Source organism: Mammaliicoccus sp. Dog046 (genome assembly GCF_034039665.1).
In the GTDB taxonomy this organism is placed as follows: domain Bacteria; phylum Bacillota; class Bacilli; order Staphylococcales; family Staphylococcaceae; genus Mammaliicoccus.
Genome location: NZ_CP120131.1, coordinates 2175319 through 2192684 on the forward strand (window position 1 = coordinate 2175319; position 17366 = coordinate 2192684).

Below are 17366 nucleotides of genomic sequence, written 5' to 3' on the forward strand. Positions count from 1 at the left end.
ATCAAACCCTTTCGTTATTTTTAGAAAATATCGTATCCATTAACGACGCTTTAGATATTTCGATATCATTAAAATCCACATGATGCTCAAGCAGTGTTTTAATAACCGGATTTGCATCTTGTGTCGTAATAAACAACATATCTTTCATTTCTTCTACATTCACATTCTCTAAAAATTCAACAATATGTTTATTGGATGTTGGCATTTGAATATGTGTCTTACTTTCGCTGTAACGTATCGCTCTAGGCGTACTATCCATTATCAGTTTTCCTTTATCGAGTACGACAACACAATCTGCCATACGTTCTACTTCTTCAATATAATGAGACGTGTAGAAAATCGTTTTCCCCTCTTGCTTCATTTGTTCAATAACTTCCCAAAAGTGTTTTCTCATCTCTGTATCCATCGCACTGGTCGGCTCATCTAATATGATAAATCGAGGCTTACCTATAATCGCCAAAGTAAAATCAAGAATTCTGCGTTCCCCACCAGATAATTTTGAAGCAAATTGATTTAATTTATCATCGTCAAATCTCGTTATCTTTCTAAATTCAACCATAGAAAGTGTATCTTTATATAACGATTGATGAAGATGAAACAATTCTTTAACCTTAATCATTTCAGGAAAAATAGTCGTCTGAAATAGAATGCCCATACTCTTCTTAACTAATTGATGATCATCACTCACAATCTTCCCATCAGATGGATGTCTATCCCCAATAATCATGTCTATTAACGTAGACTTCCCCGCACCATTTGGACCAATGAGCGCCGTGCACTCCCCTTCATTTATTTGAAAAGACACCCCATTCACAACATTCTTAACACCATAAACCTTTGTTACACCTTGAACATCGATCATCCTCATCACCGTCCTTAATTAATTAACTTCAGTATAAATAACAACACAACACGTTATAAGTACAAACTGTCATAGATTCAACATGACAAATGTCATTAAAATCAATAAAAATAACAGTTCAATTAAATGGAGTTGACATTTTTCACTATTTATAGATAATGAAAATATAATCCATGTTTTTTATACAATTAGGAGATGAATCCATGACAATTACAGTAAATATTTATTATCGAGGCGAAGGAACAGCAGCAAAAGACTTTGCGTTAGAAATGATATCCAGTGGTATTGTTTCAGAAATACGTGAAAAAGAAGGTAACTTAAAATATGAATATTTTATGCCTTTAGAAGAAAATGGCACAGTCTTACTTATAGATCAATGGACCAATCAAAATGCCCTAGATGAACATCACCTTTCACAAACAATGGAAAAAATAATGAAGTTAAGAGAGAAATACACATTAACGATGGAAGTAGAACGTTATACAGAAGATCAAGACGGCATACCAAAACACGATGAACAGTATATTGTGAGAAATGAAGATAATAAATAAGTGGTTCCGTTTTCGGCTCAGTTTTTCTTAGTACTGAGCCGAAAACTACTATTCCATATTATTATGTATAAAAAAAACCATTTATAGCTCACTTTAATACAATGTAATCGACCAAGAAAAATTGTAGTGGTGGCTTATAAATGACTCAATTCAATTTCACCATAGACTGCATCAACTTCCTGCATTATAAATCTTTCTATTTAAGTTAACAGTATCATCATGCGTAAAATCTGGAGTGAAATTTTTCATAATTTCATCTCTTAATTGTGGTGCTTTTTGTTTATTAGCTTTTTCTAATGCTGTTGCTAATTCACTTTTTGTTAATTCAGTGCAGTACGCAGGTGTTCCTGGTTGTTGTTTCCATGAATCTGATAACTTACCATTATCTACAGCATCAAAACCTACTTCATTAATCAGTTGTTTGATGATATCTTTTTCAGCATCGTTGTTTCCTGAAATCCCTATAGCTATACGATTGTCAGTTCCTTGAGGACTTCCTTTTTCCGCTAATGTATATGCAAGTAAATTGTTAAAAGCTTTCACTACATCTCTACCTATTTGTTGAGATACCCATTCACTTTCAACTTCTCCATCTTCAATTGCTGCTATTTTATGATCTCTAAATGGATAATAATTAGATGTATCAACGATAATCACTTTATCTTCAACTTTTGAAATAACATCTTTAATATCAGTCATTACTTTTGTTGGTATAGATAAAATTAAAACATCTATATTCGTTACGACATCTTCAACTTCGACTGCTTTACCGCTAATATTTTTATCTTTTAAACGATCAACACTACGTACATCAGCAATTTTTACATCGTGACCGCTATTAACAAGCTTATGTGATAATGTTGCGCCAATGGGACCCGCACCAATAATTCCTATTTTCATCATAATATCTCCTTTAATTTAAATGTTTTATTTAGTTCATTGATTATATTCTTTTTACTTACATAATCCAAGAAGGCAATAAAATAAGCCTAGGTACATATTTTCGTACTTTTGTGATGTATATGACTTTTCAGTAATATTTTCGAAGGAAAAAATTTTATCATTAGACAAATTTCACTTTATTCGTTATTATAAGGGAACAATAAAATAGCTCGTAATCTTATTTAGAGTAGGTGGAGGGAATTGGCCCGAAGAAACCTCAGCAGCAGGCGTTTGCACTGTGCTAAATCCAACAAGTGATACTTGAAAGATAAGAAGAATCTCTAGACAGCTCTTCTTAATTTTAAGATGAGCTGTTTTATTGTAACTCAAACTTTAGGAGGCAATAATATGAGAACAAGAGAAGATATTTTAGCAGATTTAGATGAATTAAAGGAACACCCACCTAATAATTGGGCGTCCTCAATTGGAAGAACACAACAGAAAAGTGCACTACTTGCTGAACTTAGAAAGTTAGAATCCGACTACGTCCCAAGCAACCAAAATCATCATGATGATCAAACGATTCAGTTCAATGAATTTGAAATTAATATTAGAATAACGAAGAAATAAATGAACACGCACGAATGCCGACAAAGCAATATACTTTGTCGGCATTCATGCTATTAAAAACAAGCAAAAAAAATAAGCTAACTATATTTGCCGTATAGTTAGCTTCAAACACTAAGGTTCGTTTGGTAATCACATCCACAGTGTGAGCCTTTACTCGATAGTCATCAGCGTACTCTAAAACCTGATGGCTATTTTTAATACAATTAAATATTAACATTACACTTACTATTTACCAACAATTTACACAATTTTTCACGCTAATTATTACCAAATGTTTACATAAAACAAAGGCCTGGATTTCATTTTTCCAAGCCTCTTTTTACAATCTATTAAATTAAAGCGTCGTTTCCTTTTTCTTGTTCAACTAATTTTCTATCGTATATTTTAATGAATGGGAACCATACTAAGAACGCGACTGCCCCACAAATAAGTGCTACGACAACTGCTGTAAAACTGCCGGCAGTACCGATAAATGCACCAAACCCGATTGGCGATGGCCAAGGTACTTGCGCAATAATCGGTTTAACAATTTCTAACTTGATCGCCCAATAACCAATAGATGCTGAAATCATTGGTGCTAAGAAAAATGGTATCGCTAAAAATGGATTATAAACAATCGGCAAACCGAATACTAATGGTTCATTAATATTGAAAATACCTGGTGCTAATGCTGCTTTACCTAATACTTTCAGTTGTTCGGATTTTGCTAAGAATGCGATAAAGATACACATACCTAACGTTGCTCCTGATCCACCCATGATTGCGAATGAATTTGGGAATTCTCCGGCAAATGGTATATTTGCTCCATCAATATTTAATTGCATATTAGAAAGCAAGATTGGTGTGATGAATGCTCCGATAATATTAGCACCGTGAATACCTACAATCCAAAGTGCGTGAATTAAGAAGTATATAACCAATATACCAATCCAACTACTTGTTAAATAAACAACAAATCCAAATGGTACTGCAATAATTTTAAAGATATCTGTATTTAATGCGACTAAAATACCAGTGAATATTAACACAACAAATGCTACTAAAAAAGCAGGTATTAATGCTGTGAATGATCTTGAAACACCTTCTGGAACGGCTTCAGGCATTTTAATAATCCACTGACGCTTTACACAGAGACGATATAATTGAACTGCGATAATGGCCATAACGATGGCAGTGAAGATACCTGTCGTTCCTAATCTACTGACACCGTCACCTGACATTTCCCAACCGTTAAATATATTGACGTCTTTCTTCATTATATTAACTACTACCATTTTCCCATCTTCAATGACTAACTGAGGAATAGCCATAAAGAACGCAAACATTGATAATAATGCACCGTTCAATGGATTTACTGCTAAGTCTTCCTCATCTGCATAAATCTTCGTATACTCGTAACCGATAACTAAACAGAAATATAATGCCAATATCCCCATTGTTGCTTTGTTCGCTAACATATACAAGTCACCGATTTTAAAGAACGTATTATTCCAAATGCCTTCTAATGCTGGAATTGTTTGTGGTATTACGTTCAATACTAAGAACATCGATCCGACAATTGTAAATGGTATACATGCCATCCCGGCTGCCATAATTGCCCTAACAATTCTAAATGATGCAACTTTCCCCATTGGACCCATTAAATATTTCTCTAATAAAGCAAACACTTTGTTTTCCGACCCCATACCGATACCCCTTTTCTATATTTAATTTAATGCACGTTCATATCTCTGCAATCGTTTAAAATGCCAATCCTTATCTTGTCGAATATTATTTAGCCTGAACATGACAAAACCACTAATGATTAATCCTGCAACAAGCGCCCCTATAATAAATATTCTCGTAGCAGATTGATCAATTAAAAACGGATATAAATGTTGAAATAAAGGTGTAAATAATACCATGATGATTAAAGCGACATTGACGATGAATAACGTTGAAAAGCTATAAAATGTATATTTCGCATGATTTGAATGACGACTATACATACGCACTTGTTCAGCCACGCTGACAATCATTAATAACATCAGCATCAGCGGTATGAGCAGCAATAAAGAACGACTCATCGTAAGTGTGAAAAACCAATATAAATTTGTGAAAAAGAATAAAGCCGACATGTATCTCACTAACAAAAATCGATTAAAATACATCGTCTTAAGACTGGTTTCTTTTCTGTTTTTTTCTATTTTTGCTTTTGTTTCTTTATTCATGTATATCCCTCTTTCAAATGACGTTATTTAACCTTTTGATATAAATGCAACATTTCTATCGCTACTTCTTTTAAAGTCATTGTAGTCATGAGATGATCCTGTGCATGTACCATAATGATTTCCATATCAATCGTTTCACCTGATGCATATTTTTGTAATAAATCTGTTTGTGCTTGATGTGCTAATGTAATTTCTTGATTAGCTTCATTTAATAGCTGTTCTGCTTCTACATAGTTGTCCTCGCGCATACATTTAAATGCATCATGGATACTTGTACGCGCCGTTCCACTATGTAATATAATTTCGAACGAAACGACTTGAATGTTTTCCTGTTCCATAGGCTAAACCCCTTTATTTATAATACTGACCAACCATATACGCCTTAAAACTTTGATAATCTTTACAATCCATGAGCGCCGTTACTTTATCATTTGAATCTATTAAATTAACGATAATATCAATGATTGTCTTTAATTCATTGTCATTATATTTTGATGGTGACAACATAATAATCAGTTTAATTTTCTCGTGCTGTTCGTCCCAGTAAACGCCGTTTGGTACGAGTGCAACTGCGATACTTGAATAATCACCAACGGAATGTGCTGTATGTGGCACCGCTACTTCATCACTAAAGACGACTGAGCTCAAACCTTCTCTATATTGAAGTTGCTTTCGTAACTTACTTTCAAAATCCGCTTCTTCCTTCATACTTAACTGCTTAATCAACAAGTCATAAATGGCACTTTTATCCAAATCAGACTCAATCACGTTAAACGCCTCTTCATTACAATACTGATCAAAAAATCCACTATATTGTTCCAATGCGATATTTTCTTCAAGCACGTGATTATACGAGAATTGTGAATGTTGTTGATGGATAAATGTACTAATTTTCTTTATATCTTGTTCGTTAAGTAAGACATTGACTTGAATCACAACCACTTTAAAAACAATCGTAGATAAATCGATTTATGAAATAATCAAATCAATGTTTTCTAACTTTTCATCGACTGCTTTCATAAATTGTTCGATATGTGCTTTTAAATATTCAATACGATAGTCATCATGTACAACGCCATCTGCACCTAACTCATCAATGGCACCAAATCCATTCTCAACAATGAATAATGGTAAGCCGTACATATCAGTAAACCAATTCATCGCATATCTTAAGCCTTCCGGATCAATTTGCCATCCCCAATCCGATGCTTTTACATATTCATTTTTCACTAAATCTCGTGTTTCCACGTAATCATATTGTTCATTTGAAGCTGTATGTGAAATCGCGAATGACATGTAATAACTAAAACCAATGTAATCGACAGTACCTTCTTGTAGATCTGTTAAATCTTCATCCGTAATGTCTAAATCAAATTGCTTCGTTTTAAAATATGTGTTCATATAACCCGGATACGCACCGTGTACATGCACATCTGTGAAATAGTATCTCTTTTGCATTGCTTTTTGAGCCATCAATACATCTTTAGGATTGCATGTTGCCGGATATATCGGACACATCGCGATCATACAACCAATTTCAAAGTCTGGGTTAATTTGATGACCAATTTTCGTAACCTTCGCGCTCGCAACAAGTTCATAGTGTGCAGCTTGGTACATAATTTGTTCGCGATTTTCACCAGCTTCATATTTCACACCAGAATTCGTAAATGGTGCAAAGTCTTCATCATAATTCGCTTGGTTGTTAATTTCGTTGAACGTCATCCAATACTTCACTTTATCTTTGTATCTGTCAAAACATACCGTTGCGAATCGAACAAAGAAATCAATTGTTTTTCTATTTCTGAAACCACCGTACTCAGTAACTAAATGATAAGGTAATTCGAAATGTGATAGTGTTACTACAGGTTCGATGCCATATTTTAAACACTCATCGAATAGTGCGTCATAGAATGCTAATCCTTCTTCGTTCGGTTCTTCTTCATCACCATTTGGAAAAATTCTTGTCCATGCTATCGATGTTCTAAAACATTTAAATCCCATTTCATGAAACAATTTAATATCGTCTTTGTATCTATGGTAAAAATCAATCGCTTCGTGATTAGGATAATTTTTCCCTTCTATAACACCGTCCGTAATTTCTCTATGATGTCCATGAGAAGCAGCTGTCATTACATCTGCGACACTAGTTCCTTTGCCACCCTCTTGCCAAGCCCCTTCAAGTTGGTGAGCAGCAACAGCGCCTCCCCATAAGAAATCATCTTGTAATTTTGACATTTCTTGTTTCCTCCCTTTATCAAAAATTTCTTAATACACATTTATTGTAAACGTTTTCATAAAATTGCGACATGTTAGAAATTTCCGTAGTGCTACGGAAATATTGTGATATAGATTCGGTAGTTTTCGGCTCAGTTTTCCCAAGTACTGAGCCGGTATTCCCGTTTTCGGCTCAGTTTTTCTGAGTACTGAGCCGGTATTCCCGTTTTCGGCTCAGTTTTTCCGAGTACTGAGCCGGTATTCCGTTTTTCGGCTCAGTTTTTTCAAGTACTGAGCCGGTAATTCCGTTTTCGGCTCAGTTTTCCCAAGTACTGAGCCGGTAATTCCGTTTTCGGCTCAGTTTTTCCGAGTATTGAGCCGAAAATAATCTACACATCAAAAAAACAGTCGACACGGTACCGTTACGCCGTGTCGACTGTTTTACATATTCTTATATTTATCGATTTATTGATCGTGCCATTCGTGATACGGTATGTCGTTGGCCACGAATCGCTTTACTTAATGCATATATATTTTCAACAGGTGCTAAACCGCCATATCCCGCATCTCCAATATGCTGAATATCCACACCTAATGTTTTATTTTTAATTGCGAAGTCTCTAATTGTCGCTTCATCTGAACTTTCTTGTGATGTACCTATAGCGCTCATCACTAATGCACCGTTCTGATGCGCCACTTCTACAGCTTCTCTCACTTCTTGCTCACTCACACCCCAAACGGTACCGACTGCTGGGACTAATATGATATCTGCGCCATTTTCTACAAATTTGCGAATCGCTGTTAAATCTACAACAGGTTCATCTACGCCAGCGCCATGCATTTTCCCGGCAATAATTAAACCATCAAAATGCGCTTTCCCAACTTTGACCGCTTCTAATATATGCTGATTTGTCACACCGGTTGCTGGATTACCTGTTAAACATACGAAATCAAATCCCAATTCATTCGCACGTTTAAAAGTTGCCTCCGTTGCTTTTCTACCTTCCGCAATATTTAATTTCTGCTCTGCCATATTAGCACGATCATCGACAGGTTCTAAATTAACGCCGATTGGTCTGCCAACTAGATGTTTTAAATCTTGAACAACATTTCCCGAACCTTCAAACGTTTCATTATACAAACCATTCACAATTGGTACATGTATATCAAAAGCATTTAATAAAATCATATCGGCACCAAATGCAGTTGCCATTTCAGCGTTTGTAATATCTTGAACAATCGCAGGTGAATGCACGACTACATTTTCACTCAGTACCGTTCTCCCCTCACTTGCTTTAATACTTTGCTTCAATTCTTCTTTCGAGAAACGACTTATCTCTGAAGTATTTGCGCTAATTAATCGTTTAACCAAAACCTTCACCCCTTTATTTTAAATACACGCTAAAGATATAGTTAATAAATAATTATGTCAAATTATCTTACATAAAAATTACTTTTTCTTTTTTGATTTTATAAGTATAAATGGTGGATATTGTTTCAAAGTATGAATACGATTTTCATCGTAGTTCTCAAACACTTCTTTAGATTGACCTAAATCTTGCACATGCATGATTTCAAGACCATTTGCAATCAAACTATTGATGATTGTTGAAATTGTATGATGATATTTACTCACAGATGTTCCTAACCATGTAGCTGACCGTTCGGATTCATCAAAATAATGTTCCATACGTAAATACACACCTGTTTCATCTTCAATACGTACGTCAGGATGTTTTGTTGCTGTTTGAATTGGGTGCTCCATCGTAAATAACAGTGTCCCATCATTATTTAATAAATTGTTCAGTTTCTGACAACACTTGTTAAAATCCTCAATATAGTGAAAGACCAGTGAAGAAACAATCACATCATATTTATAATCAGTATGAAATGCCATGAAGTCATTATGAATCAAAGATACCGATTGTGAATGAACATTGTCACGACAAGCGCGAATCATATTTTCAGATTGTTCAACACCTGTAATATGCGAAGGATTAAATGTAAGCATATCGTTGATTAAGTTGCCCATACCACATCCAATATCTAAAACATGTTTATTTTCCAAATCTGGTAAATGGCGTTTAACTTCTGGCATTTCAACAATTTCGTTATAACTTAATGGATCTGACCTTTTTTGTAAATACGCTTCGAAAAACTTTTGATTATCATAAATATTATCCATAACCATTCCCCCTCTATGTTATAAATTATAAACATAAACTATATAAAAAATAGACTTATATATTCATTTTTAGTATGATGTGGGTATACAAGTGCCTAAAATAAAAAGGACTTGGATGTGGTCGATTCTACATCCAAGTCCTTTTTTATTTTCATTCAATTAATGTGCTAACATTTCTTCTTTCACTTCATCTTTTGTTAATTTTGAAGGGAAGTATGTTGGCCAGTTATCTAATTCTTTTAGAACTTTTTCTTTATTGTCTCCCATAAATATATGGAAATGAGATGTCTTCTTAGAATAGATGTTATGGTCGCTGAATTGTACATATTTTGGTAAGTCATCATTTGATTGACCTTTTAATTTAAATGTATATCTCACGCCTCTATTGCCTTTTTCATATTTTAGAATATCATATCCATCATATTCATATTCCCCTGTTACTGTCTTACCTTTCTTAGTAAAACTGATTTTATTATCGGTTATTTTAATGTTTTCGATATCTGTTTTATATCCTACATCATAATAAGCTTTATATTCTTTCGCAGACATGTCACCATCTTCAGCTTTATGTTTAAAGACATCATCAAGTGTGCCATCTTTCAAATATGGATAAACAGACTGCCAATCTCCTGCATAATCTGATAATTGACGATCTTTTACTTGGTTATTTTTAAAATAGCCATTCTCGATTGCTTTATCATGTGCTGTATCTTTATGGTCATCTTTTGTCGTTATTTTGTCGTTTAATGCTTTTTCGATATTTTTAATATTATCTTTCATTAACGATTGATATGATAGATTTTTTTGATTCAATTGTTCTTTAGTTAATGACTCCATATTATTAAATGGAAGTGTCTTCGCATTTGTTTCTTTTCTAATTGTGTCTGCAATTTTCGGCGAAATATTATTCTCGTATAATATATATTTCGCTTTGCTTTCTTTAATTTCTGATACCATTTGAGTTAATGATTTTTGTGAAGGATCTTCAGCATTTAAACCTTGAACACCTTTTTGAACGAAGCCATAGCGATGTGCCAAATAGCCTAAAGATTCATGAGAAATAAATACAGTATGTCCTTGATGATCTTTCGTAACGTCTTTCATTGATTGATCAATGTCTTTTAAATCTTTATCTAATTTTTTATAATTTTCTTCATAATATGCCTTGTTATCTGGATCTTTCTTCACTAATTCATCTTTAATGCCTTTAATCATTTCACGATTTAAAGTTGGATCTAACCAAACATGTGGATCATAACTACCGTGATGATGTGCGTGTTCCCCTTCGTGATCATGACCTTCTTCTTCATGTGAATGCTGATCCGTTAACAATTCTGTTTGATCAATTTTATTCTGCAATGATAATTTTTTATCATCTTTTTTTATTACTGAAGCAATTTTTTTCGACACAGCATCTAAATCATACCCGGTATATACAAATAAATCAGATTTGCTTACGTCTAAAATTTCTTTCTGAGTTGGTTCATAACTATGTAAATCTGTACCTGCTGGATAGATGGATTCAACTTCTACATGTTTCCCACCGATTTGTTCAATAAATGATTTTAAAGGATAAACTGTTGTTGATACTTTTAATTTTTCTGAGTCGTTATCCTTTTTATTACTTTGCGTGCATCCCGTTATCACCAATAATGCTATAACAATGGAAAGCGCTGCTACCCATTTCTTCATTTCATACACTTCCTTTAAATAGTAATGGTTACGATTTAAAATTATATACTTATCTTTTATAAAAAACAATAGCTTTTTTAAAATAAAATTCATTACCCGTTTATTTTGTGAACATGAAATCGCTTTAGTATAATAATGTGAAGATGTTCAATACAAAGAAGGATGTGGTTTGATGGTAAACAATAGAAAAATCATTATGGATTGTGATCCTGGGCATGATGATGCAATCGCATTGATAATAGCAGGTGCTGAAACGAGTCCACTCGATATCGTAGCGGTTACGACCGTTGCAGGCAATCAATCTGTTGATAAAAATACAAGAAACGCATTAAATGTACTTGATATTATGCAACGTGGAGATATTCCAGTTTCTACTGGTGCAGATCGACCGTTAATTAAAGAATCTGCGTTCGCGGAAAGTATTCATGGAGAAACAGGTTTGGATGGTCCTCAATTACCTAAAAATCCAAAATTAAAAGCAACTGGCAATCACGGTGTGAAGGTCATTGTTGATGAAGTGTTAAACAGCGATGAGCCAATTACAATCGTCGCAACTGGTCCATTAACAAATGTAGCAATGGCATTAATTCAAGAACCAAAAATTGCAGAAAATATCCAAGAAATTGTCATCATGGGTGGTGGTACATTTGGAAATTGGACACCAACTGCTGAATTCAATATTTGGGTAGATGGTGAAGCAGCTAAAAAAGTATTTAACAGTGGCGTGCCTGTTGTCGTCTTCGGATTAGACGTTACGCATCAATTATTAGGTAATGACACGATTATCGAGCGATTTAATCAAATCAATAATCCAGTATCTCAATTCGTCGTTGAATTATTAAAATTCTTCAAATCTACTTATAAAGAACAATTCGATATGGATGGTGGACCTATTCATGATGCTTGTACAATCTTATACTTATTAAATCCTAAAATATTCACCCTTCAACACACATATATTCAAATTGAAAATCAAAGTCCGTTAACTTATGGTACGATGTCAGTTGATTTAAATCATACGTATCATCAAGAACCAAATGCACACTTTGCAACCGCAGTTGATATTGAATTAGCATGGAATACGATGGAGAAAGCGTTACGCAGCTATCCGTCACTTTAATTCATTATTTTGCTTAGAAATATTTGCTTTTAATAGTAATTGATGTGAGAATAAAGAGTATAATTACACTTCGAAAAGTGTAAGCCAAATTTTAGGAGTGATAATCGCACTAATCACTTAAATTAATCGTCAAGGTACATGTGTAAGGGGTAAATGAGAAATCATCTGAAGAAGGTTACTTGTTCACAAATTTATGCATTCGTAAGTTGACTATATTTTGATAGTCAAAACCTAGTCAAAATTTAAGGAGTGATTGATTATGCGTAAAACAGGAAAGATTCTTTCAGCAACAATCGTCGTTTCAGCACTTGTCGCAGGTTCTTCAACACCATTTATTTCATCTAATGATTCAACTGCACAAGCCGCAGAACAAACTCAAAAATGGGGTCATGGCGAAGGTGGCTCTAGTGGTACCAACGCACAAAGTACAAAAGAGTCAAGCGAACAAATACCTTGGTATCAATATGAAGGTTACACAACATACGATCCTTCATTTACACAAGATTATAATTTTGTACGTGCATTAAAATATGATAACGTCACTATCGATGGTTACAAAGTCGACCCAAATGCTGCAAAAGATTTTGACCATTCTGTAAATCTTTACGATACAACTGTAAATTTTAATGACAAAGATGAAGTCATTAAAGTCACTTTCCTAACTAAGCCAAATTCCGTAACAAAAGCCGAGTTCAAAAACGCACACGCATCTAATGCTGGATCAGAAGCCGCTTCTGACGATGGATCAACAATTTCATATAATACTAATGACGGTTTATACACAGCATTCTTTGATGAAGATGGTTATTTAACTAAAATGAGTATCGGATAATAAAAATAGCCCATCATTGTACTGATAACATTCAGTATAATGATGGGCTTGTTTTTATTTATTTTTAAATACTATTCTTCCTTCAATGTACCATCTACCATTTTAAATACTTTATCACAATAAGTCGTTAACCTTTGATCATGTGTCACGATGATACATAACTTATTCAGTTCTTTCGTTTCTCGTTTTAAGATTTCCATCACTTCAATCGCATTCTCTGTATCTAATGATGCTGTTGGCTCATCTGCAAGTATTATTGATGGATTGGTATATAAAGCATTCGCAATCGCAACTCTTTGTTTTTGTCCTCCTGATATTTCATTCGGTAATTGAGTTAATATTTTATTAAGTCCGAGCTGTTTAAGTAATCTTTGATGTTCTTCTTCGCTCATGACATCTTTTTTCACTTTTTTAAGTAATTCAAATTGTTGTTTCACTGTTAAAAATGGAATCAAGTTGCTCGTTTGTAGAATAAAGCCGATTTCTTTTAATCTTAACTTTGAAAGTTGCTTTTCATTATATTGATTAATTTGTTGTCCGTTTAATGATACCGTACCTTCTGATGGTAACTGTAAAGCGCCAGCCATTGTTAGCAGTGTACTTTTCCCGGAACCTGATGGACCAATGATTGCGACGAGCTCACCTTTTTCTAATTTGAAATTCGTAGGTTTAACCGCTTCAATTGTTCGATTTCCATCTTTAAATGATTTAGTGACATTTTCAAATGATAACATGACATGTTCCTCCTAACTAATGACTTTCAATGGTTCTACTTTTCTAATGCTTAACACTGAGAATAAACTACCTAATATCGCAACGATAATCAACACAATGCCATAAATAAACATCGTTACATAATCAAATTTGATAGGTACTGCTTCTGGTAAGAATGAACCCGTCAATACCGTTAATCCAAATCCAATGAGCGTACCGATTAACGCGATGATAATCGTTTGGCTCATCACAGATCTTGCTAAAAAGCCATTTGTTAACCCTTGTGCTTTTAATACGCCAAATAAATTTCTCTTTTGTAACGTAATAATATATAAGAAAATACCAATCACCATCGCTGAAATAGCGAATAAGAAAACAATCATAAATGTTAACGTTAAATTCTGTGCTTGATACCCAGGTAATTTCGTAATGAAATCTTCTATTTCATTAATCTCTAAATCTTTATTTAGTTGAACATCTTTCCATTGTTTATCTTTCACAACTAGCGCGTTAATGCGATCTCCTTTAAGCATCGGATTTAATTTACCAATTGTTTCATCGTTCGTAAACAATACAGGTGACGCATTAAATTTCGCACTTTCTGAAAAGCCGACAATTTTGAGTTTTTCATCACTATTTGAAAGCGACAATTCATCTCCAACTTTAAAACCTTTAGTTTTCAAAGTATGGTCAGCTACAACTTCATTATTTTTCTTATACAATGACCCTTCTTCTACTTTAGGCATTAGGAATCCCTTTCCATCAATACCAAAGACCGTTGCATTTTCTTGTAATTTCCCGTTAGATGCAATGACAGCTGTTTGTTTTAAATGCGCACTTTTATCAAATTTGCCATCTACGTCATCCGTTTTTATAGACGATTGAGCTACTGTTTGATTCGCATCCTTATTTAAAACAATCGCATCAGCCTTCCATAAATCGACCGCTTCCCTGTTCATATTCATCAAACCATTGGCTAAACCGGATAATAAAAACAATAAATAACTAATCATAACTAATACGCCAATAATAAGACCGAACTTCGTTTTATTCCTTCTCATTTCGTTCCAAGCTAAGAACATATTTTCAATCCTTTCTAGAAAACCAATTATTTTCCGTTCTCAATCTATATAAAGTATACCATTAGAAAAAAGCGTTCCACAATATTAACCATATTGTGGAACACTTTTTAGTATTATTTATTTTTCATTGGCTTTAACCCCAACAACATAGCTCTTATATTTCTACAATTTGTATTGTATTTTTTATTTCTGTTTCTAAATCTTCTGTTCGCCATTCTCTTTGATACCCTAAACATGGACAAATATATGTGATGCCTTCATCTTCTATTGCACTTCGAAAGTGTACGTGTCCCATGATACTGAATTTTATAGGATAATTTGTATAGAACTGATCAAAATCAGATGTCCCGATAAATGCATTAAAATAATCAAAGATTCTATGTGGCATTGGTACAGCAAATCTCTTATGTGTGACGATATGTGTCATTAATATAATATTTTTGTCTTTCACTTGTTCTAAATCATTTTTTACAGATTGCGCAGCTAATTGAGACATTTCTAAATCTGATTTACCCCAATCGATATGTTCTTTATCTAACCATGTTGATCCATAGTACTTTCTTCTTTCCAATCGTTCTAAACTGAATTTATCTTGATCCGCAAAGCTATAATCATACCAACCGCTATGCCCCACAATTGCCCAATCATCATTAATGACATACGGATGCCCAATTACTGTTTCGGGTTGTGATTTATAATATTCGAAGATTTCATATGACGTTTTTTCTTCATGTTCGTTCTTCCAGTAATCATGATTCCCCGGAATAAACAAGACGTCTATATTAGATTGATGCTTAACATTTTGAACAAATTGTATTGTTTGTGAGTAGTGATTCGAAATATCTCCTGCTATTAATAATAAATCCAACTCCAAACGCATGATTTCTTTCACCAAAATCATCTCAAAATCTTGTGGATAATAATCTTTACTTCTATCTATATGTAGATCCGAAATCGTACCAATTTTCATAAGCATGACCTAGCTTTCTATTTTATAACCATGTAATTTTAATTTCATATTAACACATTCATGCTTGATATCCGTTATAATAGCACCAAGCATTTTTTTGGAGGGACGACTTTGGATATTCAACAATTTGAAAACTATTTAAATATTGATTCAGACACATATCATCAAATCGATTTAAACAGTTTAAACCATTTTATTAAAAGATTTATGCACACAGTACCTTTTGAGAATATAAGCGTTCAAAACAATACCCCTATTTCAGTAAGTATTGATGATTTATTCAATAAAATCGTCTATCAAAACCGTGGTGGATTTTGCTATGAAATGAATACACTATTTCAAGCTTATTTAAAGAAAAAGGGATTTAACGTTGATTGTATCTCTGGCACAGTTCATGCGCCTGACGATAGCTGGACGCGCGATGGTTCTCACATGTCGACGATTGTACATTTAGACCGCCCTTATATTGCTGATGTTGGGTTTGGTGATTTACCGACTGAAGCGATACCTATCTCTACACACGAAGACCCTACTGTTATTAATGATATTAATGGAAATTATCGTGCGATTTCTGATGCATCTGGCTCCATTCAACTTCAAAAACAATTAGAAAACATGGAGTGGCGTACGTCTTACCAAACACAATTCACACCCAGATCATGGGACTTCTTTGAAGATCATTTAGCTTTTAACGCACTCAACCCAGATTCTATATTTGTTCAAAATCTCATTATTACAATCCCTAAAGAATATGGTAGAGTAAGTATGTCTAAAGCGCACTTAACGATTACGACGAATGACGGCAAACAAAAGGAACCCGTCACTCATGACAATTATAAAAATATTTTAAAGCATTATTTTGGAATAGAAGAACAAATTAAAACATTAGAAAGTTGAGGACCAACAGTGATAACTAATCAAGAATTACAAGACTTAGATTTATTTGATATATTAAGCGAACGTCATGGCATCATCCGTACTAAGATAGAATCGATGTGGAATGATACACATGATGTCCATATGTCTAGTTCTGAATGGTATATTATGGCCAAAGTTTATCAACATAAGTGCAACATCTCTACCATTACTAAAAGTGTCACGATTTCTAGACAAGCTGTGCATAAATCCATTAAACAATTACATCAAAAAGGATTAGTAGATATTCAAGATGTTGAAGGTAATAAAAAAGAAAAAGCCATCCAATTAACAGCACTTGGTGAAGAATACTTTTTAGAAGTGACACGTCAGAAAAAAATGTTAGAACAACATTTAATTGAATCTATTGGCTTAGATAACGTTAATAAACTGAGAGACATTTTGAAAATGGATTGGGATATTCAAAATTAAGTTTTGTAAACCAAGTTGACAATAAGGATGTTATTCTGCTAAAGTGAGTAAGTTATTATTTTTAGGTACGAAGGA

At 33.7% G+C, this 17366-nt stretch carries 19 protein-coding genes and 1 riboswitch; of the genes, 6 read left to right on the forward strand and 13 right to left on the reverse strand.

All coding sequences use genetic code 11. The features are described 5' to 3' along the window. Position 1: 1 nt before the first annotated feature. Complete coding sequence (locus P3U32_RS10820) at positions 2-862, reverse strand: ABC transporter ATP-binding protein (protein WP_323703150.1); 861 nt, start codon at positions 860-862, stop codon at positions 2-4. A gap of 203 nt (positions 863-1065) precedes the next feature. Here P3U32_RS10820 and P3U32_RS10825 point away from each other — a divergent pair, with 203 nt between their 5' ends. Further along, the gene (locus tag P3U32_RS10825) at positions 1066-1413 is read left to right on the forward strand and encodes an antibiotic biosynthesis monooxygenase family protein (protein ID WP_323703151.1); all 348 of its coding nucleotides are present in this window, start codon (positions 1066-1068) and stop codon (positions 1411-1413) included. Between the two features lie 171 nt (positions 1414-1584). Here P3U32_RS10825 and P3U32_RS10830 read toward each other — a convergent pair whose 3' ends face one another. After that, positions 1585-2313 (reverse strand): NADPH-dependent F420 reductase, encoded by a 729-nt coding sequence (locus P3U32_RS10830; RefSeq protein WP_323703152.1) that lies wholly within the window; start codon positions 2311-2313, stop codon positions 1585-1587. A 217-nt stretch (positions 2314-2530) separates the two neighbouring features. After that, positions 2531-2630: riboswitch (SAM riboswitch) on the forward strand. Between the two features lie 73 nt (positions 2631-2703). On the opposite strand from P3U32_RS10830, the gene P3U32_RS10835 reads away from it, so the two are divergent. Further along, the gene (locus P3U32_RS10835) at positions 2704-2925 is read left to right on the forward strand and encodes a hypothetical protein (RefSeq protein WP_323703153.1); all 222 of its coding nucleotides are present in this window, start codon (positions 2704-2706) and stop codon (positions 2923-2925) included. Between the two features lie 329 nt (positions 2926-3254). On the opposite strand, the gene celB is transcribed toward P3U32_RS10835, so the two are convergent. The 8 genes from celB to adcA all read right to left on the reverse strand — a co-directional run bounded on the left by celB (position 3255) and on the right by adcA (position 11226). Beyond that, a complete protein-coding gene (gene celB / locus P3U32_RS10840; RefSeq protein ID WP_323703154.1) occupies positions 3255-4610 on the reverse strand; it encodes a PTS cellobiose transporter subunit IIC in 1356 nt (451 codons plus the stop codon). 21 nt (positions 4611-4631) lie between these two features. Continuing rightward, positions 4632-5135: a hypothetical protein gene (locus tag P3U32_RS10845; RefSeq protein ID WP_323703155.1), complete on the reverse strand. Its 504-nt coding sequence runs from the start codon at positions 5133-5135 to the stop codon at positions 4632-4634. A gap of 23 nt (positions 5136-5158) precedes the next feature. Continuing rightward, a complete protein-coding gene (locus P3U32_RS10850) occupies positions 5159-5473 on the reverse strand; it encodes a PTS cellobiose transporter subunit IIA (RefSeq protein WP_323703156.1) in 315 nt (104 codons plus the stop codon). A 13-nt stretch (positions 5474-5486) separates the two neighbouring features. Next, on the reverse strand, positions 5487-6077 hold the full coding sequence (locus tag P3U32_RS10855) for a PTS sugar transporter subunit IIA (protein ID WP_323703158.1): 591 nt from the start codon (positions 6075-6077) through the stop codon (positions 5487-5489). 27 nt (positions 6078-6104) lie between these two features. Next, positions 6105-7370, reverse strand: coding sequence for a 6-phospho-beta-glucosidase (locus P3U32_RS10860; protein ID WP_323703160.1), 1266 nt, complete (start codon positions 7368-7370; stop codon positions 6105-6107). A gap of 436 nt (positions 7371-7806) precedes the next feature. Further along, positions 7807-8721 carry a DUF7916 family protein gene (locus tag P3U32_RS10865; protein ID WP_323703162.1) on the reverse strand — a complete coding sequence of 305 codons (915 nt, stop codon included), beginning with the start codon at positions 8719-8721 and terminating at the stop codon, positions 7807-7809. 78 nt (positions 8722-8799) lie between these two features. Continuing rightward, positions 8800-9534 (reverse strand): class I SAM-dependent DNA methyltransferase, encoded by a 735-nt coding sequence (locus P3U32_RS10870; protein ID WP_323703163.1) that lies wholly within the window; start codon positions 9532-9534, stop codon positions 8800-8802. Between the two features lie 159 nt (positions 9535-9693). After that, positions 9694-11226 (reverse strand): zinc ABC transporter substrate-binding lipoprotein AdcA, encoded by a 1533-nt coding sequence (adcA, locus tag P3U32_RS10875; protein WP_323703165.1) that lies wholly within the window; start codon positions 11224-11226, stop codon positions 9694-9696. Between the two features lie 172 nt (positions 11227-11398). Between adcA and P3U32_RS10880 the strand changes: the two genes are divergently transcribed. After that, the gene (locus P3U32_RS10880) at positions 11399-12346 is read left to right on the forward strand and encodes a nucleoside hydrolase (RefSeq protein ID WP_323703167.1); all 948 of its coding nucleotides are present in this window, start codon (positions 11399-11401) and stop codon (positions 12344-12346) included. Between the two features lie 259 nt (positions 12347-12605). After that, a complete protein-coding gene (gene isaB, locus P3U32_RS10885; protein ID WP_323703168.1) occupies positions 12606-13178 on the forward strand; it encodes an immunodominant staphylococcal antigen IsaB family protein in 573 nt (190 codons plus the stop codon). 71 nt (positions 13179-13249) lie between these two features. Here the strand turns inward: isaB and P3U32_RS10890 are convergent, their stop codons facing one another. The 3 genes from P3U32_RS10890 to P3U32_RS10900 all read right to left on the reverse strand — a co-directional run bounded on the left by P3U32_RS10890 (position 13250) and on the right by P3U32_RS10900 (position 15944). Then, positions 13250-13912 (reverse strand): ABC transporter ATP-binding protein, encoded by a 663-nt coding sequence (locus P3U32_RS10890; protein WP_323703170.1) that lies wholly within the window; start codon positions 13910-13912, stop codon positions 13250-13252. 12 nt (positions 13913-13924) lie between these two features. Continuing rightward, the gene (locus P3U32_RS10895) at positions 13925-14974 is read right to left on the reverse strand and encodes an ABC transporter permease (RefSeq protein WP_323703171.1); all 1050 of its coding nucleotides are present in this window, start codon (positions 14972-14974) and stop codon (positions 13925-13927) included. A 154-nt stretch (positions 14975-15128) separates the two neighbouring features. Then, complete coding sequence (locus P3U32_RS10900; RefSeq protein ID WP_323704880.1) at positions 15129-15944, reverse strand: metallophosphoesterase; 816 nt, start codon at positions 15942-15944, stop codon at positions 15129-15131. A 111-nt stretch (positions 15945-16055) separates the two neighbouring features. Between P3U32_RS10900 and P3U32_RS10905 the strand changes: the two genes are divergently transcribed. Together P3U32_RS10905 and P3U32_RS10910 are read left to right on the forward strand one after the other, a co-directional pair. Further along, a complete protein-coding gene (locus P3U32_RS10905) occupies positions 16056-16841 on the forward strand; it encodes an arylamine N-acetyltransferase family protein (protein WP_323703172.1) in 786 nt (261 codons plus the stop codon). Positions 16842-16850: 9 nt separating this feature from the next. Further along, positions 16851-17291: a winged helix DNA-binding protein gene (locus P3U32_RS10910; protein WP_323703173.1), complete on the forward strand. Its 441-nt coding sequence runs from the start codon at positions 16851-16853 to the stop codon at positions 17289-17291. The last annotated feature ends 75 nt before the right edge of the window (positions 17292-17366 follow it).